Annotated in this window: 20 protein-coding genes and 1 pseudogene; 11 read left to right on the forward strand and 10 right to left on the reverse strand. The window is 65.7% G+C overall.

The window, feature by feature from the left end:
- Window positions 1-16 precede the first annotated feature (16 nt).
- Window positions 17-688, forward strand: a complete 672-nt coding sequence (locus B597_RS25855; protein WP_003293414.1) for a DUF4197 domain-containing protein — start codon at window positions 17-19, stop codon at window positions 686-688.
- A gap of 301 nt (window positions 689-989) precedes the next feature.
- Here the strand turns inward: B597_RS25855 and dsbG are convergent, their stop codons facing one another.
- Genes dsbG through dsbD form a run of 3 tightly spaced genes read right to left on the reverse strand, consistent with a single transcriptional unit; the run spans window position 990 to window position 4,305 of the window.
- A complete protein-coding gene (gene dsbG, locus B597_RS25860; protein ID WP_003293413.1) occupies window positions 990-1,757 on the reverse strand; it encodes a thiol:disulfide interchange protein DsbG in 768 nt (255 codons plus the stop codon).
- Entirely contained in the window at window positions 1,754-2,569 is an 816-nt protein-coding gene (locus B597_RS25865; RefSeq protein ID WP_003293411.1) for a TlpA disulfide reductase family protein, read from the reverse strand. The genes dsbG and B597_RS25865 overlap by 4 nt, the downstream gene beginning before the upstream one ends.
- Entirely contained in the window at window positions 2,569-4,305 is a 1,737-nt protein-coding gene (dsbD, locus tag B597_RS25870) for a protein-disulfide reductase DsbD (RefSeq protein ID WP_003293410.1), read from the reverse strand. Before dsbD ends, B597_RS25865 begins: the two co-directional genes overlap by 1 nt.
- 298 nt (window positions 4,306-4,603) lie before the next feature.
- On the opposite strand from dsbD, the gene B597_RS25875 reads away from it, so the two are divergent.
- Window positions 4,604-5,281, forward strand: coding sequence for a response regulator (locus tag B597_RS25875; protein ID WP_003293409.1), 678 nt, complete (start codon window positions 4,604-4,606; stop codon window positions 5,279-5,281).
- Window positions 5,278-6,600 carry an ATP-binding protein gene (locus tag B597_RS25880; RefSeq protein ID WP_003293407.1) on the forward strand — a complete coding sequence of 441 codons (1,323 nt, stop codon included), beginning with the start codon at window positions 5,278-5,280 and terminating at the stop codon, window positions 6,598-6,600. Before B597_RS25875 ends, B597_RS25880 begins: the two co-directional genes overlap by 4 nt.
- A gap of 1 nt (window position 6,601) precedes the next feature.
- On the opposite strand, the gene B597_RS25885 is transcribed toward B597_RS25880, so the two are convergent.
- Together B597_RS25885 and B597_RS25890 are read right to left on the reverse strand one after the other, a co-directional pair.
- Window positions 6,602-7,972: a heavy metal sensor histidine kinase gene (locus tag B597_RS25885; protein WP_024161625.1), complete on the reverse strand. Its 1,371-nt coding sequence runs from the start codon at window positions 7,970-7,972 to the stop codon at window positions 6,602-6,604.
- A complete protein-coding gene (locus B597_RS25890) occupies window positions 7,969-8,652 on the reverse strand; it encodes a heavy metal response regulator transcription factor (RefSeq protein ID WP_003293406.1) in 684 nt (227 codons plus the stop codon). The genes B597_RS25885 and B597_RS25890 overlap by 4 nt, the downstream gene beginning before the upstream one ends.
- A 210-nt stretch (window positions 8,653-8,862) precedes the next feature.
- Here B597_RS25890 and B597_RS25895 point away from each other — a divergent pair, with 210 nt between their 5' ends.
- From B597_RS25895 to B597_RS25920, 6 genes are all read left to right on the forward strand, one after another.
- Window positions 8,863-9,120 carry a heavy-metal-associated domain-containing protein gene (locus B597_RS25895; protein ID WP_003293405.1) on the forward strand — a complete coding sequence of 86 codons (258 nt, stop codon included), beginning with the start codon at window positions 8,863-8,865 and terminating at the stop codon, window positions 9,118-9,120.
- 20 nt (window positions 9,121-9,140) lie between these two features.
- Window positions 9,141-9,587, forward strand: coding sequence for a DUF411 domain-containing protein (locus B597_RS25900; protein ID WP_003293403.1), 447 nt, complete (start codon window positions 9,141-9,143; stop codon window positions 9,585-9,587).
- Between the two features lie 209 nt (window positions 9,588-9,796).
- Window positions 9,797-11,596 carry a copper resistance system multicopper oxidase gene (locus B597_RS25905; RefSeq protein WP_003293402.1) on the forward strand — a complete coding sequence of 600 codons (1,800 nt, stop codon included), beginning with the start codon at window positions 9,797-9,799 and terminating at the stop codon, window positions 11,594-11,596.
- An 11-nt stretch (window positions 11,597-11,607) separates the two neighbouring features.
- Window positions 11,608-11,928: a hypothetical protein gene (locus B597_RS25910; protein ID WP_003293401.1), complete on the forward strand. Its 321-nt coding sequence runs from the start codon at window positions 11,608-11,610 to the stop codon at window positions 11,926-11,928.
- A complete protein-coding gene (locus B597_RS25915) occupies window positions 11,918-12,868 on the forward strand; it encodes a copper resistance protein B (RefSeq protein WP_003293400.1) in 951 nt (316 codons plus the stop codon). Before B597_RS25910 ends, B597_RS25915 begins: the two co-directional genes overlap by 11 nt.
- Window positions 12,869-12,878: 10 nt before the next feature.
- Window positions 12,879-13,580 (forward strand): c-type cytochrome, encoded by a 702-nt coding sequence (locus B597_RS25920; RefSeq protein ID WP_003293399.1) that lies wholly within the window; start codon window positions 12,879-12,881, stop codon window positions 13,578-13,580.
- Between the two features lie 45 nt (window positions 13,581-13,625).
- Here the strand turns inward: B597_RS25920 and B597_RS25925 are convergent, their stop codons facing one another.
- Window positions 13,626-14,165, reverse strand: a complete 540-nt coding sequence (locus tag B597_RS25925; protein WP_003293398.1) for a DUF3087 domain-containing protein — start codon at window positions 14,163-14,165, stop codon at window positions 13,626-13,628.
- A 150-nt stretch (window positions 14,166-14,315) separates the two neighbouring features.
- Between B597_RS25925 and B597_RS25930 the strand changes: the two genes are divergently transcribed.
- On the forward strand, window positions 14,316-14,816 hold the full coding sequence (locus tag B597_RS25930) for a GNAT family N-acetyltransferase (RefSeq protein ID WP_003293396.1): 501 nt from the start codon (window positions 14,316-14,318) through the stop codon (window positions 14,814-14,816).
- A 43-nt stretch (window positions 14,817-14,859) separates the two neighbouring features.
- Here the strand turns inward: B597_RS25930 and wrbA are convergent, their stop codons facing one another.
- Window positions 14,860-15,459, reverse strand: coding sequence for an NAD(P)H:quinone oxidoreductase (gene wrbA / locus B597_RS25935; RefSeq protein ID WP_003293395.1), 600 nt, complete (start codon window positions 15,457-15,459; stop codon window positions 14,860-14,862).
- Between the two features lie 83 nt (window positions 15,460-15,542).
- Window positions 15,543-15,984 (reverse strand): annotated as a pseudogene (locus B597_RS25940) (pirin-related protein).
- A 224-nt stretch (window positions 15,985-16,208) separates the two neighbouring features.
- On the opposite strand from B597_RS25940, the gene B597_RS25945 reads away from it, so the two are divergent.
- A complete protein-coding gene (locus B597_RS25945) occupies window positions 16,209-16,550 on the forward strand; it encodes an FKBP-type peptidyl-prolyl cis-trans isomerase (RefSeq protein WP_003293392.1) in 342 nt (113 codons plus the stop codon).
- Window positions 16,551-16,595: 45 nt separating this feature from the next.
- Here B597_RS25945 and mdoH read toward each other — a convergent pair whose 3' ends face one another.
- Window positions 16,596-19,172: a glucans biosynthesis glucosyltransferase MdoH gene (gene mdoH, locus B597_RS25950; RefSeq protein ID WP_024161626.1), complete on the reverse strand. Its 2,577-nt coding sequence runs from the start codon at window positions 19,170-19,172 to the stop codon at window positions 16,596-16,598.
- On the reverse strand, window positions 19,165-20,661 hold the full coding sequence (locus B597_RS25955; protein WP_003292900.1) for a glucan biosynthesis protein G: 1,497 nt from the start codon (window positions 20,659-20,661) through the stop codon (window positions 19,165-19,167). Before B597_RS25955 ends, mdoH begins: the two co-directional genes overlap by 8 nt.
- Window positions 20,662-20,832: the final 171 nt, after the last annotated feature.

Raw genomic sequence — 20,832 nt, forward strand, 5'->3', positions numbered from 1 at the left:
GCGGAAGGAAAGCACCATGCGTCAACTCCTCACCCTGGTCGGCAGCTTGCTGCTGTCCGGCAGCGCCTTCGCCCTGTCGCTCTCCGACCTGACCCAGAGCGATGCCAGCGCCGGTCTCAAGGATGCGCTCAGCCAGGGCGCCAAGGTGGCGGTAGAGCAACTCGGGCGTCCCGGCGGTTTCGCCAGCGATCCGGACGTGCGCATCGAGCTGCCGGGCAATATCGGCAAGGCGTCGCGGATGCTGAAGATGCTCGGCATGGGCAGCCAGGTCGAGCAGCTGGAGAACAGCATGAACCTGGCCGCCGAGAAGGCCGTGCCGGAAGCCCGGCAGTTGCTGCTCGATGCCGTGCGCAAGATGACCGTGGCCGATGCCAAGGCGATCCTCGCTGGCGGCGACGACTCAGCCACCCAGTACCTGAACAAATCCAGCCGCGAGCAGATCCGCGCCAGGTTCCTGCCCATCGTCAAGCAGGCCACCGACCAGGTAGGCCTGGCACAGCAGTACAACGCGGTGGCGGCCAAGGTTCCGGCCGGCCTGAATGGCAGCTACGCCAATATCGAGAGCTATGTCACCGAGCAGGCACTCGACGGCCTGTTCAGGGTGATCGCCGAGCAGGAAGCGGACATTCGCAAGAACCCGGCGGCCGCCGCCACCAGCCTGGCGAAGAAGGTGTTCGGCGCGCTCTGAACCATGCAGCTTGGCTTGCCGTCTACGCATCCGGCGGTGGGCTGAAGCCCACCCTACCGGCTTAACGAGCATCGCTGTGCCGTAGGGTGGGCTTCAGCCCACCAATTCCGCGGCCAACCAGGCACCGCTGCCCACAGAACAGCGCTAGCTGAGGCCCAACCTGTCGCGCGGAGCCATGCAGATTTTGGGCATTCCCGTCTGCGCATCCGGCGGTGGGCTGAGGCCCACCCTACCGGCTTACCGAGCATCGCTGTGACGTAGGGTGGGCTTCAGCCCACCAATTCCGCAGCAAGCCCACACCTCAGCGCGGTCCCATGATGGCTTCGAGGGCATCGGGCCGCGGTGCGCCCTGCTGTTGCTGCAGGCGCCCGTTGTCGTCGAGGTAGAAAATCGCCGGGGTCGCCTGGGCACCCAGTTCACTCATCAGCATCAGGTTGTCGGTGAGCTGTTTCTCCAGCTCTGCCGGGATCTTCTGCAACGGCTTCAGCTTGCTCGCCTTGCCGGCCGCCTCGTGCTCGTTGAGCGCTGCCTGCGGATCCCTGGCGCTGAGCAGCGCGGCGGACTTTCCGGCGCTGTCGGCCCTCAGCATGCCCACCATGATGTGCCGCAGCTGGACCTTGCCCGACTCGACCCAGGGCCGCGCCTGGTTCCAGAACATGTTGCAGTAGGGGCAGTTCGGATCGCTGAACATGTAGACGATGCGCGGCGCGTCGGCCTTGCCGTCTGCGATCCAGCCGCTGCCTTCCATGCGCGCCCACATTTCCTTGCCCAGCGGTTCGTAGACCAGCTTTTCCAGCTGCGCGCGGGTCAGGTCCTCGCCCTTGGCATCGAGCAGAGTACCGATCAGCACGTGCTCGCCATCCGGGGAAAGATAGAGGGCCATGCCCTGCCCGTTGTAGCGCGCGGCGTAGCCCTGCAGGCCACCGGGCGCGTCGAAGCGGCCAACCACTTCGGCGCCACGCGCCTCGACGGCCTTGATCGCCTCCGGCAATTGCTCGGCCTGCGCCATGGGCAGGGCCAGCAGGCTGACGCCAGCCAGCAGGTAGGGTAACGGCTTGAATCGAATCACTGCGCAGCTTCCTCGTTCAGTTTTTCCAGCGCGCGCGCCAGGCTGGCGTGCGAAAGTTCACCGAGATGGCTGCTGACCTGGCGGCCATCGGCGTTGTAGAACAGCGTCGTCGGCAGCGCCGTGGAGCCCACGTGCTGACCGAGGCGCCCGCCACTGTCGAGCAGGACGTTATCGAGACTCAGCCCCGCGGTTTCCAGGAAGCGGTTGATCTCCCCCTCCCCCTCGCCCTGATTGACGAACAGAAACAGGGTGTCGCTTTCCCGTGCCTGGGCGTCGGCGAGTACCGGCATCTCGCGCCGGCACGGCGGGCACCAGGTCGCCCAGAGATTGATCACCAATGGCTGGCCGGAATAATCCTCCAGCGCCACCGGACGGCCCTGGTTGTCGCGCAGAGCCATTTCCGGCAACCGCGTGCCTTGCTCGAAGGAATGCCAGGCCAGGTTACTGAAGCCCCAGCTGAGGATGCCCACCGTCAACGCGATACCCAGCGGCTTGCGCAGTTCGCGGTCGCGCCAGCCCCACCAGATGCCCAACGCCAACGCAGCGACCAGACCGGGCCAGGCGATAAAGCCTCCGTCGCGGATATCGATGACGCTCAGCCAGTCATCCTGATAGTACGCCCAGTACATCGCGACAAAGGCCAGGCGAGCCACGAACAACGCCACCAGCAGCAGGCGAAACAGCTGGCGTTCGGGGTTGCGCTCGCTGCGACGGCCGACCCACCAGCCGGTCAGGGTCGCCAGCAGCAGGCTGCCCAGCAGCAATACATGGGGCACCGCCAGGGCCAGCGGCCCGATATTCACAGTCAGCATCAACCTCGCTCCCGGGTCTGGTTCCAGTTCTGCAGAAAGTCCCCGGCACCGACCTCGCCGGTGATGCGGCGATCGCGACGCTCGACGCCATCCGGGCCGATCCACAGCAGCGTCGGCGGGCCGAGCACCTGGTAGCGCTCCAGCAACTCGCGGCTGGCGGCACCGCTGCGGGTCACGTCGGGGCGCAGCACGCGCACACCGGCCAGGCTCGCCTGCACCTCGGCATTGCCGAAAACCTCCTTCTCCATGACCTTACAGGAGACGCACCAGTCGGCGTAGTAATCGATCAGTACCCACTGGCCCTGCGCCTTGGCTGCCGCCAACTCGCGATCGAGCACCGCCGGATCGCTGAAACCGAGCGCGTGGGATTCGACCGCCGCGGCCGTCGCCATGCCACCGGCATAGATCGCCAGCGGCCGACGTGGATCATCCGCGCCGCCGGCGGCACCGAGCAGCATCGCTGCGCCCCACAGGCCCAGCAGAATGCCGCTGGCCTGAAAGAGCACGCGCTGACGTTGCACTGCCTGCGCCACATGCAGCAAGGCGGTGGCGAGCACCACCAGCAGCGCGCCCCACAGGCCCAGCCACAGCCAGTCGGCCAGCAACGGACGCGCGACGAACAGCGCTGCCGTGAGGAAGAGAAAGCCGAACACCACTTTAACGCGATCCATCCAGGCGCCCGGCTTGGGCAGAAAGCACTGGCCGACCGTCAACAGCAACAGCAGCGGCGTGCCGATGCCCAGGCCCAGAGCGAACAGCACCAGGCCACCCTGCAGCGCACTGCCGCTCTGTGCGATGAACAGCAGCGCGGCGGCCAGCGGTGCGGTCATGCAGGGGCCGACCAGCAGGCCGGAGAGCACACCGAGTGCGCCAGCCCCGGCGAGGCTGCCCCCGCACTGGCGATCACCGACACGCTGCAGGCGATCACGCAGCGCCACCGGCAATTGCAACTCGAACAAACCGAACATCGGCAGCGCCAGCAGCACGAACAGCACGGCGAAACTGGTGAGCAGCCAGGGCTGCTGCAGCGCCGCCTGCAGATTGGCCCCGAGCAGCGCCGCCAGCACACCGAGCCCGGCGTAGACCAGCGCCATGCTGACCACGTAGGTCGCCGCCAGGGCAAAACCACGGCGCGACGTGGCGCCGCTGCCGACCACGATGCCCGCCAGAATCGGCAGCATCGGCAGCGAACAGGGAGTGAAGGCCAGCAGCAAGCCGAGACCAAAGAACACCAGCAGGCTCCACGCCAGTGCCTGATTCTCGAGGCCGCTGACCAATGCCTGATCTTCGGCCTGCTCGGAGGTTGCCGAGGCGATGCCGTCACTGTTCAGCGATACCTCGCGGGTCTGCGGCGGATAGCAGAGCCCGGCATCGGCGCAGCCCTGCCAACCGAGGCGCACGTCGTTCTCCACGCCCGGAGGGATCAGCAGTTCGAGACTGTCGCGGTAGATCTGCGAATCGCCGAAGAACTCGTCGCTGTAGGGCTCGCCCTGGGGCAGCGGCGGCTGGCGCTCCGGCGGCAGGCCGTCGAACTGCAGGCGCTGCTGATAGAGGTAATAGCCCGGTGCGATCCGCCAGTGCAGCAGCGTCGCACCGTTCTCCTGCGGGCTGACCGTCAGCGCGAATGCCTTGTCCACCGGCAGAAAATCACCCTGCGAGCCGCCGTCAAACAGCCCGCCGGCCGGCAGCGCCAAGCCGGGCGTCAGCAGAAACAACAGAAGAACCAACGTACGCATGCGAGTCCTGACCCGAGAAATGACTGCCGCGCAGCATGCCGGGGCGGGATTAACGCGCCATTAACAGGCCGTTGAAAAACGTAGGCGAGGCCGCCAGCGCGAGGCTGGGCGCCCCCGGCAAAAAACAGGCGAAAAAAGCGCAGTTTACGAACGGTAAATGAGCATTTTGAGCCTGTTTTTAACGCTGCGATGGCAACGCAGGTAGTTTTTCAACGGCCTGCTAACGCCAGCGCACGGCTGCATAACGCTGCCTTAATCGCTAAGGTCCACCCTTGAGCTTTTTCTGCGGACCCTCCTCATGCACGTGCTGCTTGCCGAAGACGACGCGCTGATCGCCAGCGGTATCGTCGCCGGGCTCAATGCCCAGGGCCTGATCGTCGACCACGCCGCGACCGCGGCGACTGCCGAAGCCCTGCTGCGCGCGGCGCACTTCGATGTGCTGATCCTCGACCTCGGCCTGCCCGACGAGGACGGCCTCGCCCTGTTGCGACGCCTGCGCCAACAGGGGCTGGAGTTGCCGGTGCTGGTGCTTACCGCGCGCGATGCCGTCAGCGACCGGGTCACCGGCCTGCAGGCGGGTGCCGACGATTACCTGCTCAAGCCCTTCGACCTGCGCGAGCTGGCCGCGCGTCTGCACACGCTGATGCGGCGCATGTCCGGGCGCAGCGTCAACCTCATCGAACATGGCCGGTTGAGCTACGACCCGAGCCGCTGCGAAGCACGCCTGGACGGCCGCCTGGTCGACCTGTCGCGCCGCGAGCAGGCACTGCTGCAGGCGCTGCTCAACAACCAGGGCCGTGTGCTCAGCAGCGAGCAGCTCAAGGACGCGGTCTACGGGTTTGCCGACGACGTCGAGAGCAATGCCCTCAACGTGCATATCCACCATCTGCGCCGCAAGCTCGGCAGCGGCATCGTCGAAACCGTGCGCGGCCTCGGCTACCGCCTCGGCCTCGCAGGCGACGAGGACGCGCCATGAGCCTGCGTCTGCGCCTGACCCTGATGCTCGGCTCGGCCTTCGTTCTGCTCTGGGTGCTGGCCGCGACCTGGATGCTGGTCGATCTGCGCAGCCAGATGATGCTCTCGCTCGACCAGCGCCTGGCCGCCTCGGCGCGCATGGTCGCCGGTCTGCTGGTGCAGTTGCCGCAGCCGGTGCCCGGCGACGGCCCGCCGCAGCGTCTCAGCGCCGAGCAACTGGGCATCCCCAACGGCCTGACCTGCCAGGTCAGCTCGCTGCGTGGCGAAGTGCTGGCGCGCAGCCACAGTGTGCCCGACCAGCAGTTGGACGCCGAGCAGAACGGCTTTCGCGACCAGTTGATCGACGACGTGCCCTGGCGCAGCTTCACCCTGGTGCAAGGCGAGCTGCGCATCACCACGGCCGACCGCCTGGATGAGCGTGCCGCGCTGAAACGCTCGGTGTTGCTGGCGGCGGCGCTGCCGGTGGCGGTCGCCCTGCTCGGCAGCCTGGGTCTGCTCTGGCTCGGTCTGGGCCGAGGACTGGCACCGCTGAGTAGAATTCGCGAAGCGCTGACCCGACGCAGCGCCGATTCCCTCGAACCGCTGCCGATAGATGACCTGCCGCCGGAACTGCTGCCGCTGGTGCAGACGCAGAACCAGCTGTTCCAGCGCATCGCCCAGGCCATCGAACGCGAACGCCGGCTGACCGGCGACGCCGCCCACGAGCTGCGCAGCCCGCTGACGGCGATCAAGACCCACCTGCAGGTGGCACGCATGACCGAAGGCGCCGCTGCCGAGCAGGCGCTGGCCAATGCCGAGGCCGGCGCCGATCGCCTGCAGCGCACGCTCGAACAGCTGCTCTTGCTGGCCCGGGTGGAAGGCAGTCTGGATTTCGACGATGGCCTGCAGTGCACCGCCGCCGAGGTCGCGCGGCTGGCGATTCAGGACGCCAGTGGCGGCGACGGCGCGCCCATCCTGTTGCAGGTCCCGGCGCAGTTGCCCGACACGCCGCTGGCCATGCCGCCGGTGCTGGCCATCGCCGCGCTGCGCAACCTGCTGGAGAATGCCCAGCGCCACACCGCGCCGGGCAGCGCCGTCACGCTGACCCTGCTGCCTGAAGCCGAGCGCGTGCGCTTCGAAGTACGCGATCAGGGCCCGGGCATCGCCGCCGAGCATCTCGAGCACCTGACCCGGCGCTTCTGGCGACACGCCGCCAGCAGTGGCAGCGGCCTGGGCCTGGCCATCGTCCAGGCCATCGCCCAGCGCTGCGACTGCAGCCTCGTCTTCGACAGCCAGGCCGATGGCCTGCGCGTAGCGCTGACGGTGCCGCTACAGCGCTGAGCTAGGGACTGCAGGGAAACTCCAGCCGGAAGGTAGTCCAGCCCAGCGCTGAACTGCAGTGAATGCGGCCCTGATGGGCCTGAATGATCGATCGGGTAATCGCCAGCCCCAGGCCGGCATTGCTCGGGCTCCCTTCGCGGCGCGCCGGGTCGACCCGGTAGAAGCGGTCGAACAGTCGCTCCAGATGCTCGGGCGCGATGGTCGCGCCGGGATTGCTCACCTCAAGCGTCACCTGATCAGCGCCGCGCTCGATGGCCACGCGAATGCGCTCGCCGTCGGGGGTGTAGCGCAGCGCATTGGACAGCAGGTTCGACAGCGCCCGGCGCAGCATCAACAGGTCGCCCTGAATCGTACTGGCACCCGACAGCTCGAAGCGCACCCCGCGCTCGTCGGCCGAGAGCTGGTAATAGTCCAGCAGCTGCGCGCACAACGCCTCCAGCGCAACAGGCTTGGCGTCCGGCACGATCAGCCCGTTATCCGCCTTGGCGAGGAACAGCATGTCGTCGATCATCCGCGACATGCGCTGCAGCTCCTCCAGATTCGAATGCAGGTTGTCCTGATACTGATCCAGCGTGCGCGCACGGGTCAGCGCCACCTCGGTGTGGGTCATCAGGTTGCTCAGCGGCGTACGCAACTCGTGGGCGATGTCGGCGGAGAAGTTCGACAACCGCAAGAAGGCGTCTTCCAGCCGCGCCAGCATGGCGTTGAAGGCCTGCACCAGCTGCTGCAGCTCGGCCGGTGTCGACTCGTCGGGGATGCGCTCGCGCAGCGACTTGGCCGAGACGGAGGCGGCCACCAGGGTCACCTCGCGCAACGGTCGCAGTCCGCTACGCACCAGCAGCCAGCCGAGCAGCCCGCTGAGCAAGGCGCAGAGCACCAGCGCCGACCATAGCCAGCCGCTGAACGTATGAAAGAAGGCCTTGTGCGCGGTGACATCGAGCAGGATCAGCAAGGTCAGCCGCTGCGCACCGATCGCGACATGCCCGGCCTCGCCACGCCAGACGCGCCCATCCAGCGTCAGCTCCCCCGCCTCCCGGCCGATCAGCTCGAGTAGCGGCGGCTCCGCTGCATCAACGCCCGGCTGAGGAAACAGCTGTGCACCGCGTTCATCGAAAATGAAACCGCGCATCTCGCTGTGCCCGCCGAGCAGCGCCTGCAGCTGTGGGCGAACACGCTCGAAGTTCTGCAGGTCGTCCAGTTCCCCCAGCAGGCGTCGGCTTGCCTCGAGCTTTTCCTGCAGCGTGTGGCGGTCCAGTTCGTCGAAGTGATGCTCGCTGAGCTGGCTGAAGAAATAACCGGCGGCTGCCAGCACGCCGGTCACCGCGAGCATGAACATCAGGCTCAGCCGCGCGGTCAGCGACAGCCGCTTCATGGCGCGTCCGGCTCGTCGAGCATGTAACCCATGCCTCGTGCGGTGTGGATCAGCTTGGGCTCGAAGCCATCGTCGATCTTCACCCGCAAGCGACGGATCGCCACCTCGATGACGTTGGTGTCGCTGTCGAAATTCATGTCCCACACCTGGGAAGCGATCAGCGACTTGGGCAGCACCTCGCCGCGCCGGCGCAGGAGCAGTTCCAGCAGGGCGAATTCCTTGGCGGTCAGGTCGATGCGCCGGCCAGCCCGCGTGGCGCGGCGCTTGAGCAGATCGACCTCCAGATCGGCGATCTTCAACTGGGTCTGCAAGGCCGCCGCGTTGCCACGTCGCAGCAGGGTGCGCACGCGCGCCAGCAGCTCGGAAAAGGCGAACGGCTTGACCAGATAGTCGTCGGCGCCCAGCTCCAGCCCCTTCACTCGGTCCTCGACGCGGTCGCGCGCGGTGAGAAACAACACCGGCACCTCGTTGCCGGACGCCCGCACCAGACGCAACACTTCCCAGCCATCCAGGCCCGGCATCATCACGTCGAGAATCAGCAGGTCATAGGGCGTACTCAGCGCATGCTGCAGCGCGTCGGTGCCGCTGGTGACGCGGTCGACGGTGAAGCCGGCCTCGCTCAGCCCCTGCTGCAGGTAGATGCCGGTTTTCGGTTCGTCTTCGGCGACCAGCAATTTCATGGCGCAAGTTCCTTCGGTGGCGACGCCGCAAGTGTGGCAGCGCCCATAGTCGGGACGCCACGAAGCTGACAAAAAAGTAATCTTCCGATCAGCCTCTCGTCAGGCCGCCGGAGTTAGCGTGGCACTCCGAAAATGAGGCTTGACCTTGCCATCGCGTCAAGGTTGAGCATCGAGCCAGTGCTACCACTCTGGCTAACCGAGGACCCTCCCATGACCAGCATTCAACTGAAGGTATCCGGCATGACCTGTGGCGCGTGCGTCCGCCATGTAACCGCGGCACTGCAGCCCTTGGCGGGCGTCGAGCGCGTCGAGGTCGACCTGGCCGCCGGGCTCGCCCGGATAGACGGCACGGCCGATAGTGCAGCGCTGATCGCTGCACTCGATGAAGCCGGTTACCCTGCCGAGGTCACCACCGACTCGCCCGCCCCGACGCCCCGCAAGACCGGGTGCGGTTGCGGCTGCAACTGAACATCGCTCTGGAGAAGCCCATGAAACTCTACCTCACCGCACTCGCCGCCCTGCTGATGTCAGGCATGGCCCACGCCGCGGATGTCATCGACGTGCACCGCGATGCCAACTGCGGCTGCTGCAAGGACTGGATCAAGTACCTGGAGGCCAACGGTTTCGAGGTACGCGATCACGTCGAGAGCAACATGTCGGCGGTCAAGCAGAAGCTGGGGGTCGCGCCACGCCTGGGCTCGTGCCACACCGGTGTGATCGACGGCAAGTTCGTCGAAGGCCACGTGCCGGTTGCGGCGATTCATGAACTGCAGAAACGCGACGATCTCGCGGGTGTTGCCGTACCAGGCATGCCAGCAGGTTCGCCGGGTATGGATTATGGCCAGCCGCACCAGCAGTACCAGGTGATCGGCCTGACCACCAAGGGCCGCGATCTGGTGCTCGGCGACTACCTCGGCGCGCAGCCGGTGCGCTAAGTCGCGCTGCCTTCAGGAAACGTGATGCCGTTCGGCATCTGCGGCAGGGCCAGCCCGGTTGCGGCTGGCCCAGGCTGCAAGCTGACAAAATCGTAATTTTCGCTTCAGGTCGCTGACAGATGCACCGCGCTATGGTGCTCGTCATAGCGTTGCAACGTCGTGCCTGCGCGGCGGTAAAGCAACAATTCGATCGACCGAACAGGACCCGCATGCAATTGACCAGTTCTCGGCGCACCTTCGTCAAAAGCCTGGCTGCCGGCGGCGCCGTCGCTGGCCTCGGGCTGTGGCAACAGCCCGTCTGGGCGCTGACCAGCCCAGGTCAGCCGACGGTGCTCAGCGGCACCGAGTTCGACCTCACCATCGACTCGATGAGCGTGGACTTCACCGGCAAGCGTCGCACTGCCATGGCCATCAACGGCAGCATCCCCGGCCCTTTGTTGCGCTGGCGCGAGGGCGACACCGTGACTCTGCGCGTGCGCAACCGGCTGCCGCAGGACACCTCGATCCACTGGCACGGCATCCTGCTGCCGGCCAACATGGACGGCGTCCCCGGCTTCAGCTTCGCCGGCATCGCCCCGGACGGCCTGTACGAGTATCGCTTCAAGGTCAAACAGAGCGGCACCTACTGGTACCACAGCCACTCCGCGTTCCAGGAACAGCTCGGCGTCTACGGCCCGCTGATCATCGACCCCAAGGAGCCAGAGCCGTTCAGCTACGATCGCGACTACGTGGTGTTCCTCTCCGACTGGACCGACGAAAGCCCGGCACGGGTGCTGGCCAAGCTGAAGAAGCGCTCGGACTACTACAACCGGGGCCGACGCACGCTTGGCGATTTCATCGACGATGTCGCCGACAACGGCTGGACCGACACCGTCGGCGAACGCTGGGCCTGGGCGAAGATGAACATGTCGCCGACCGATCTGGCCGATATCAGCGGCGCCACCTACACCTACCTGCTCAACGGCCAGTCGTCGGACGGCAACTGGACCGGCCTGTTCCAGCCAGGCGAGCGCATCCGCCTGCGGCTGATCAACGGCTCGGCGATGAGCTACTTCGACTTCCGCATCCCCGGCCTCAAGCTCACCGTGGTCGCCGCGGACGGGCAGAACGTCGAGCCGGTGCAGGTGGACGAAGTGCGCCTGGCCGTGGCTGAAACGCTCGACGTGATCGTCGAGCCGGACGGCAGCCAGGACGCCTATACCCTGTTCGCTCAGTCCATGGACCGCAGCGGCTACGCCCGCGGCACCCTGGCCGTGCGCGATGGCCTGCAGGCGCCGGTGCCCGAGCCCGATCCGCGCCCTGAACTGAGCATGGAAGACATGGGCCATGGCGATCATGCCGCCCATGGCCAGGCTGCTGCGCCTGCGCCGAGCGACGCTCCCCACGCCGGGCATGGCGACATGAATCACGACCCTTTAGCTCAGAGTGGGATGAACGGCCAGATGGACCACGCCGCCATGGGCCACGGCTCGTCCGGCGGCGGCATGCAGGCCCATCCGGCAAGCGAAACCGACAACCCGCTGGTGGACATGCAGACCATGATGCCGGTGCCCAAGCTAAATGATCCCGGCATCGGCCTGCGCGGCAACGGCCGGCGCGTGCTGACCTACGCCGACCTGCGCAGCACCTTCGCCGACCCGGACGGCCGTGAGCCGACGCGCACCATCGAACTGCACCTGACCGGCCACATGGAGCGCTTCGCCTGGTCATTCGACGGCATTCCCTTCGCCGATGCCGAGCCGATCCGCCTCAGATACGGCGAGCGGGTGCGCTTCGTCCTGGTCAACGACACCATGATGCACCACCCCATCCACCTGCACGGGCTGTGGAGCGATCTGGAGGACGAACACGGCAATTTCCAGGTGCGCAAGCACACCATCGACATGCCACCGGGTTCGAAACGCAGCTATCGCGTCACCGCTGACGCCCTCGGTCGCTGGGCCTATCACTGCCACATGCTGATGCACATGGACCTCGGGATGTTCCGCGAAGTCCGCGTAGAAGAATGACGGAGAAGCCTATGAACACGATCAAATTGCACGCCCTGCTCGCCATCGGCCTGACCGCCGCTCTCAGCCTCAACGCCGCCTACGCGCAAAGCGAGCACGACGGTCATCATCCCGCCAACGCGCCAGCCGAACAGGCCGCGCCGCAGGCCAGTCAACCCAAGCCCGGACAACAACAGGGCGGCATGATGCAGGGCATGGACCACGACAAGATGCAGGACATGCACGACCAGCACATGGGTTCCGGCCACATGGACCATGGCAGCATGGGCAACGGAAAGATGCAGAAAGACATGCCAAAGAGCTCCGAGCAAGGCAAGCCGCATGATCACTAAGACACTGCCCGTCGCCATCGCTCTCGCCCTGGCTGCTACGGCAAGCCACGCGCAGCAGGCGATGGACCATTCCGGACACGCCGGGCACGCAGCGCCGGCGGACCACAGCCAGATGGATCATGGGCAGATGGATCACAGCCAGATGAACCATGAGCCCATGAACCATGGCGATATGGAGCACGACGGCATGCCTCACCCGCCGGCGACCGGCGTTCCGCCCGCACGGCAGCAACATTCGCCGATCCCGACCCTCAGCGATGCGGATCGCGCCGCGGCATTCCCCGACCTGCCGCCCCACGCCATGCATCAAGGCGGCAGCAACTTCCTGTTCCTCGCCGATCAGCTGGAATGGCAGGACGCCGATGAAGGCAGCACGCTGGCCTGGGACATTTCCGGCTGGTATGGCGGCGATATCGACCGCCTCGCCTTCCGCTCCGAGGGTGAGCGCACCAATGGCCACACCGAGGAGGCCGAGCTGCAGCTGCTCTGGAGCCACGCCATCGGCCCCTGGTGGGAAACCGTCGCCGGTGTGCGTCAGGACTTCAAGCCCGGCTCGCCACAGACCTGGGCCGCCTTTGGCGTGCAGGGCATGCCGCTGTTCGGTCTGGAAACCGAAGCCACCGCGTTTCTCGGCGAGAGTGGCCAGACTGCGCTGCGCCTGGAAGCCGAATACGACATCCTGCTGACCCAGCGCTGGGTACTGCAGCCCACCGCGGAGCTGAACCTGCACGGGCGCAACGACGAGGCGCGCGGCGTCGGCTCCGGTCTCAGCGACGCCGGTGTCGGTCTGCGCCTGCGTTACGAGATAAGTCGTCAGTTCGCGCCTTATGTCGGCGTCAGCTGGGGTCGTGCCTACGGCAATACCGCTGATCTGCTGCATGCCGATGACGAAGACGTCAGCGAGGCGAAGCTGGTAGCCGGTATTCGCTTCTGGTTCTGAGGCCCGACCTATGAAGACTGTCCTGGCGACACTGGCACTGAGCACCCTGCTGGTCGCAGGCGGCGCCGCAGTGGTGGTGTATTCCGGCATCATCGATGTCGGCGCGGACGCGCCACACAGTGCACCGCTGCACGCCGTGCTGGAGACCACCCGCGAACGCGCCGTGGCCGTACGCGCCGATGACATCGAAGTACCGACGCTGGGGTCTGCAGAGCAGATTCGTTCCGGGGCGGGCAATTACGCGGCCATGTGCGTCGGTTGCCACCTGGCGCCGGGTGTCGAGCCGACCGAACTGAGCCAGGGCCTCTATCCCGCCCCTCCGGCGCTTGCCGAAAGCTCTCGCGACAACGACCCGGCCGCGACCTTCTGGGTCATCAAGCATGGGCTCAAGTCCACCGGTATGCCGGCGTGGGGCAGGTTCATGGAGGACCGCTACATCTGGTCGCTGGTCGCCTTCGTCGAACAGCTGCCGTCACTCACACCGATGGAATACCAGACGCTGGTGGACTCCAGTGACGGCCACCAGCACGGTGGCGATGAAACGGACATGCACGACCACAGCGGCCAGCATCCGGCTCCTGCCGTCGATCGGCAGCCGGCAGGCGAAGCCCATCATCAGGGCGTACACGACGAGCAGACACCAGCGCAATCGGAAACAGCATCGGAAGCCGACGTACATCACCACCCGGACCGCAGTCGCCACGTGCATTGAGGCGCTGCGCCATGGCCGGCGCAATCGCCCTTCAGGCAATTCGCCTCAGCGCTTCGCCTCGATCTGCCCGACTCGCTCCAGCCACTCGGACTGGAGCCGACGCTGGTCGACGTCCATGCCCAGCGCTTCCATCGCCTCCTGGTGACGATTGATCTCCGCGACCGAATCGCTGAGACCGCTGGCGTTGCCATCGAGCTGATGCATCTGCGTCAAACCCTGGTGGTAGAAGCGCAACAGCTTCATTGCCGCAGGATCCCCGGCGCTTACTCCGGCCTTGACCTGATGCATCATGTTGGTCACCCGCATCAGGCTGCGCTTGAGCTGCCAGCCGTACACCGCACAGGCCATCCAGGCCTGCTGCCAGTACAGCAGCCGGACCAAGGCGATGGTCAGCGCCAGGCCGGCCACCACACCGGCGATGTTCAACCGCAGGTTATCGCCGCCCGCCTCGCCGAGCAGCATCACTGCCAGGGCCGACAAGCCCATGGCCAACACCACGAAGGTGGCCACCACGACCAGCGTGCTGCGCCGAGTCTGCCGGCGATAGGTTTCGGGGCTGAGCGGTGTGATCTCGAATAGCACCATGGGCGATGTCCTTGGCTGGGTGGGAAGACAGAACGCCGCGTATTATCACCGCATTGCCGGGTCGAAGGCTGATGCAGGGCAGCCGCGCTGCGTTCTCCTGTTCATGCCGAATACCAGGCACCAACGCTGCCATCACCGCCGGAGAACCGAATGCGCCGCCTCGCCACCCCTGCCGACCAGGACCGGGTGTACGACATCTACATGCACCCTGACGTGGTGCACTACCTCGGGTTCGACCCCATGCCCCGCGAAGCCTTTGCCAAGGTCTTCGTGCCGCTGTTCGAAAGCGGCGGCTTCTATGTCTACGAAGACGAGGGGGTGGTGCAGGGCTTCTACAAGATCCAGCGACATCTCGGCCGCGCTGCCCATGTGGCCTACCTGGGCACGCTGGCGGTGGCACCCGAGGTCAAGGGCAGCGGCCTGGCCCGTCGGATGGTGCGCGAAGCCATCGACAAGCTCATCGCCAGCGGCATTCGCCGGATAGAACTGACCGTCGAGGCAGACAACCCGAGGGCCATCGCCTTCTACGAGCGTTGCGGATTCGAATACGAAGGCACCCAGCGCGCGGCTTACAAACGCGCCGGCGAGGAGCATTTCGTCGATGAACTGATGTTCGGCCTGCTGCCAGGCTCTGGCCCGGCGTCCGCCTGAGCCCGCACCGGACGGCATGCGCCGCCCGGCGTGGCCCTGACCGTCAGCCCTTGAGCTTGCTGGTGATCTTCGCCACGTGCTCGCCCTGGAAGCGCGCAATGGTCAGCTCCTTCTCAGAAGGCTGACGCGAGCCGTCGCCGCCGGCGATGGTCGAGGCACCATAAGGCGTGCCGCCGTTGACTTCGGAAATGTCGAAGAACTCACTGATGCCGTAGCCGGTCGGCACGATGATCATCCCGTGATGGGCCAGGGTGGTCCATGTCGAGGTGATGGTCATTTCCTGGCCGCCGCCAGTGCCGGTGGAGGTGAACACGCTGGCCACCTTGCCATGCAGTGCACCCTTGGCCCACAGGCCGCCGGTACGGTCGAGGAAGTTGCGCATCTGCCCGGACATATTGCCGAAGCGGGTCGGCGTACCGAAGATGATCCCGTCGTAATCGGCCAGTTCGGTGGGATCGGCGATATCGGCCGGCTGATCGACCTTGCCGCCAGCATTGCGGAACGCGTCTTCGGGCATGGTTTCCGGCACCCGCTTGATCGTCACCTCGACGCCCGGTACGCGGCGCACGCCTTCGGCGACGGCGTTGGCCATGGTTTCGATGTGGCCGTACATGGAGTGATACAGCACGAGAATCTTCGCCATCTTGGTTTCCTCTTTCGGTGGGTGGGTTTGAATAAGGTTCTGGATGTGATAACGCCACGGCGGCGTCGTTCCGACGCCACGCGTCAGAGCGACTCGACCAGGACGACTTCGCTATTTTCCACGGCGCGGATGCTCAGCCGTGTTTCGTCGCGCACGGCCACGCCATCGCCAGCGTCAACTGCAAGCCCATTGATCTCGATACGGCCGCTGGCCGGCACCAGGTATAGCCGACGCCCCTCGGCAATCTCGTAGTCGGCGCTCTGCCCTGCTGCAAGCGTAGCCGCCGCCACTCTGGCTTCGGCACGAATCGGCAACGCATCGTCATCGCCGGCCAGGCCACTGGCGAGCGTGACGAAGACACCCGCGCGCTCGCCGGAGGGAAACTGGCGAGTGCCCCAGGCCGGCGCCAAGCCCCCAGCGCATGCGTTCGACGTCGTGATAACCGGCGAAGGAAAAGTGGTGGCGTGCGTTCAGCCAGCCATGCTGTGCATGACCAAGCTGAGCATAGGGACGTAGTTCGATCATCTCGCTCTCCGCAATCGGGTCGCCAGGACGGGCCCAGCCAATGAGCGAATGATCTATTCAATCAGATCCGGAATGTCTGCAATTTTCAGCAAATAAATATCTACCAGATCGATATTTATGCAGACGAAACGCTTTCGCTGATCTGACGTAACGGGCAATCTCTTGCCCGCAGCGCTTTTACCTGCCAAAAAGCGACGCTCCAGTACTTTTCAGGAAGCCTATGAATGAACGATGAACTGCTGATCGAAGAGGTTCGACTCGGCGATGGCAAAGAAGTGGTCAAGGGTGCGCTAATCACCACCCAGTACCGCGGCACACTGGGCGACGGCACGCTGTTCGACAGCTCCTACGAGCGAGGCAGACCCTTCCAGTGCGTGATTGGAACAGGTCGCGTGATCAAGGGCTGGGACATCGGCCTGATGGGCATGAAGGTCGGCGGCAAGCGCAGGCTGTTCGTGCCGGCCCACCTGGGATACGGCGAGCGGCAGGTCGGCGCGCATATACCGCCCAATTCGGACCTGCACTTCGAAATCGAGCTGCTGGAAGTGCTGACGCGCGACGACTGATGCAGCCCTGCCTGGTGGCCCGTGCAGGGCCACCAGGCAGGCATGTCAGGCCTCGCCGGCCAGATCCGGGCGGTTTACGCCATGCGGATACTGTTCCCGGTAGCGCGCCAGCCAGGCGGCGCCGGCCGGGTCTTCCCAGGCGTGCCGGTGCAACAAAGCCATGCCATCCGGGTCGTTCAGCAGGCGCCAGCGCGCCGCCTCGGCATCCGCGCCATCAGGCCCGGCGGAGAGCACCTGCGCCATACGGTGCTCGCGCAGATGTTCCGCCCCCGGCACCACCTTGGCATGCCGTGCGCGCGCCATGGCGCAGGCCAGTGCGTTGTACAGCGGGTCGACCACCGCGACGACAAAGCCATGACGCAGGGCGCTGCTCTGGTTCTGCTGCTGATAGAGGTCGGTATTGGCCAGCTCGGCAGGCGGCGCATATTCCTCGGGGATGAGGAACAACTTGCGCCGCCGGGCAGCCAGGCCAAGCCCGGTACGGCTGGTGATTACCGACACCGGGGCCGACAGGATCAGAGAGATCACGATCGGCGCCAGCCACCAGAGGAATGCCGCATCCAGCCAGGCGACGAGGGCGGTCCAGAGCACACCGATGACGATCTGTGAAGCGTGCCGGCGCAGCGCTTCGCCCCAGGGGGTGGCGTCATCGCCCCGCTGCGGCGAATTCCACTGCACCGACCAGCCGAGAAAGGCGGCCGTGACGAACACGCTGTGGAAGAGCATGCGCACCGGCGCCAACAGCACCGAGAAGAGTGTCTCGATCAGCATCGACAGCACCACCCGCAGCCGCCCGCCATAAGCCTGCGCACCCTGGATGCAGACCAGCAGAACGCTGAGCAGCTTGGGCAGGAACAGCAGGGTCATGGTCGCCGAGAACAGCGCGATGGCCTCCTCCGGATGCCAGCGCGGCCACAGCGGGTAGAGCTGGTTGGGCTGCAGGAAGTATTCCGGCTCCATCAGCGTATGGATTGCCAGCAGGCCGGTGGACAGCAGCAGGAAGAGGAACCACAGCGGCGCCGACAGGTAGGACATCACACCGGTGAGGAACACCAGACGATGCACCGTGTGCACACCCCGCACCATGAACAGGCGGAAGTTCATCAGGTTGCCATGGCACCAGCGTCGGTCACGCTTGAGTTCGTCGAGCAGGTTCGGCGGCAACTCCTCGTAGCTGCCGGGCAAATCGTAGGCGATCCAAACGCCCCAACCGGCACGCCGCATCAGGGCGGCTTCGACGAAGTCATGGGAGAGGATCGCACCGGCGAACGAACCGGTGCCCGGCAACGGGGCCAGTGCGCAGTGCTCGATGAACGGCTTCACGCGAATGATCGCGTTGTGGCCCCAGTAGTGCGATTCACCCAGCTGCCAGAAATTCAGCCCGGCGGTGAACAGCGGGCCGTAGACACGCGTGGCGAACTGCTGCAGCCGCGCATAAAGGGTATCCATGCCCGAGGCTTTCGGCGCGGTCTGGATGATGCCGGCGTTGGGATTGGCTTCCATCAGCCGCACCAGGCTGGTGAGGCACTCGCCGCTCATCACGCTGTCGGCGTCCAGCACCACCATGTAGCGGTAGCTGCTGCCCCAGCGACGGCAGAAATCGTCGATATTGCCGCTCTTGCGCTTCACCCGGCGCCGGCGCCGGCGATAGAAGATGTGGCCGAAGCCATCCACCGCACGACACAGCTCGACCCAGGCCTTCTGCTCGGCAACGCAAGTGTCCGGGTCATTGCTGTCGCTGAGCACGAAGATGTCGAAATGCTCGAGTTCACCGGTTGCCTTGAGCGATTCGTAGGTGGCGCGCAGGCCGGCGAACACCCGCGGCACGTCCTCGTTGGCGATCGGCATCACCAGCGCAGTGCGCGCCTCGGCGGGTATCGGTTCGGTACCGGGGCTGCTGGCCGAGATGCTGTAGCGGTCCTTGCCGCGCAGCAGCTGGAAGAAGCCCATCAGGGCGGTCCAGAAGCCCACCGAAACCCAGCAGAACAGCAGTGCGAAGAGCAGCAGGATGCTGGTCTGCACCACATAGGGAAGAATCTGCCGGGCCGATTCGGACAGCGGCTGGACGAACACTTCCTGCATGTCGACCAGGAACCAGCCCTGATATGGCAACACCGCCTTCATCTGCCAGGTGGCGAAGGCGGTCTGGCCGAGCATCAGCAACAGCAGCGCCGCACGGCGCAGCGCCGCGACCCGGCGCCAGCGCGCCTCGTCGAGCGGCTGCGGACTGGGCTCGAAATGCCGCCGTGGCGGCGTACGACCCAGCATCCGACGCCAGCCGCGGCGCAGGATATTGGTATGCCAGGGCTCCGGCACCATGCGCGTGCGCACGATCGGCGGAGTCGACTGCACATAGGCACGCCCCTGATGGTCCTCGGCGACGACACCGGCCCGCTCGAACAGATCGCCCCAACCGAGTCGCAACCGCGCTACCACCGAATCAAGCAGCCGACGTGACGGACCACGCCCTGCCGTCGCCGCGGCGGACAGCTCGTCGTGCAGCGCGAGCAGGCCGCCCTGCTCCGCCGTCCGCCGGCAACTGGCCGGCTCCTCGGCGTCGTTCAACGCCAGGCCATCGCAATAGGCTTGCGCCATGCCCTTCACTGCGTGCTGCTCATTCATGGGACGGAATCTGGTAGGTCCAGGTTTCGGAAAGGGTCTTTTCACCATCAACCAGTGCCGCGCGCATCTCGACCGGCCGTGCGGGGTCGCGCACCTTCAGCCGCAGCGTCATGCGCCAGCCCTTGCTGACCGTGTTATAGCGCAGGTTGTTCTCCACCAGCTCGGCATTGTCATCGACACTCACGCGGGAGCTGACCGGAGCATCCTCGGCGAGCTTCGCCAGGACCGGCCCGACGAAGTCCACGACCAGCGCAATGCTGCCGTCGGGCTGACGAATCAGGTTGGCCTGTTTGACATCGCCGGTGGAAACTCGGGTCTGCTGCACCCAGGCCAGCTCAGGATCGTGCAGGCTCGGCTCGTCCATGGAGAAATGCAGGCGATACTCCAGATCCAGCGACTCACCGGGCGCAGGCTGCTTTTCCGGGGACCAGAAGGCGACGATGTTGTCGTTGGTCTCATCAGGCGTCGGGATCTCCACCAGCTCGACGTGGCCCTTGCCCCAGTCGCCGCGGGTTTCCACCCAGCCGCTAGGGCGCAGCTCGTAGCGGTCGTCCAGGTCTTCGTAACGGCCGAAATCGCGGGTACGCTGCATTAGTCCGAAACCGCGCGGGTTCTCCACGCTGAACGCGCTGACAGCCAGCCGCTTCGGATTGTTCAGCGGGCGCCAGATCCATTCGCCGTTACCGGCATGGATCGCCAGACCCTCGGAGTCATGCAGCTGCGGACGGAAGTTGGTGACATTGCTCGGCTGGTTGGCGCCGAACAGGAACATGCTGGTCAGCGGGGCAATCCCGAGCTTGCCGACCTGCTCGCGGAGAAACACCCTGGCCTGCACATCCAGCGTGCTGTCCTTGCCCGGCGTCAGCACCATGCGATAGGCACCGGTGGCGCGCGGTGAATCGAGCAGCGCGTAGATCACCAGGTTGCGCCGATCAGCCTGCGGCCGCTCGACCCAGAATTCGCGGAAACGCGGGAATTCCTCGCCCACCGGCAGCGCCGTGTCGATCGCCAGCCCGCGCGCGGAAAGCCCGTACCACTGGCCCTTGCCGACGATGCGGAAGTAGCTGGCACCGAGCAGGGTCATCACTTCGTCCTGCTTGTCCGCCTTGTTCAGCGGGTAGAGCACCTTGAAGCCCGCGAAACCCAGTCCCTCCAGCGCCGCCGGGTCGATGTCGACGCCGCCGAATTCGAACATGGACGGGTCGTAGCGGATCTCGCGCACGTCGGTGGCGGTGATTTCGTTGATACGCACCGGCGTGTCGAAATGCATGCCCTGGTGGTAGAAATGCAGTTGGAACGGCGTCTCGGCATCCTTCCAGTAGGCCTGTTCGGGATTGAAGCGCACCCGTTGATAGTGGGCAAAAGCCATCTTGCGGAATTCGGCGGGCAGGTTGCTGACCGGCTCCTCGTACCCGCTGGCAGCCAGCTTCTGCGCCCGCTTGGCCACATCATCGAGACTGAACGCCAGAGCACTGCCGGCCATCAGCATGCACAACCCACCTGCCAGACCCGCTAGGGCACGCGCCGGATGGATTCCCGTCTTCCGTTGAAAAATGCGTAACACACCGCCTCCGAATTACACGTTTGTGCAGAGTTCGCTCTGCTTCGCTGTGGTTTAGTCGCATGAGGCCATTTGCCGCGCCGAAGCACCAGAGGGGCG

The organism is Stutzerimonas stutzeri KOS6, from assembly GCF_000307775.2.
Taxonomy (GTDB): domain Bacteria; phylum Pseudomonadota; class Gammaproteobacteria; order Pseudomonadales; family Pseudomonadaceae; genus Stutzerimonas; species Stutzerimonas stutzeri_B.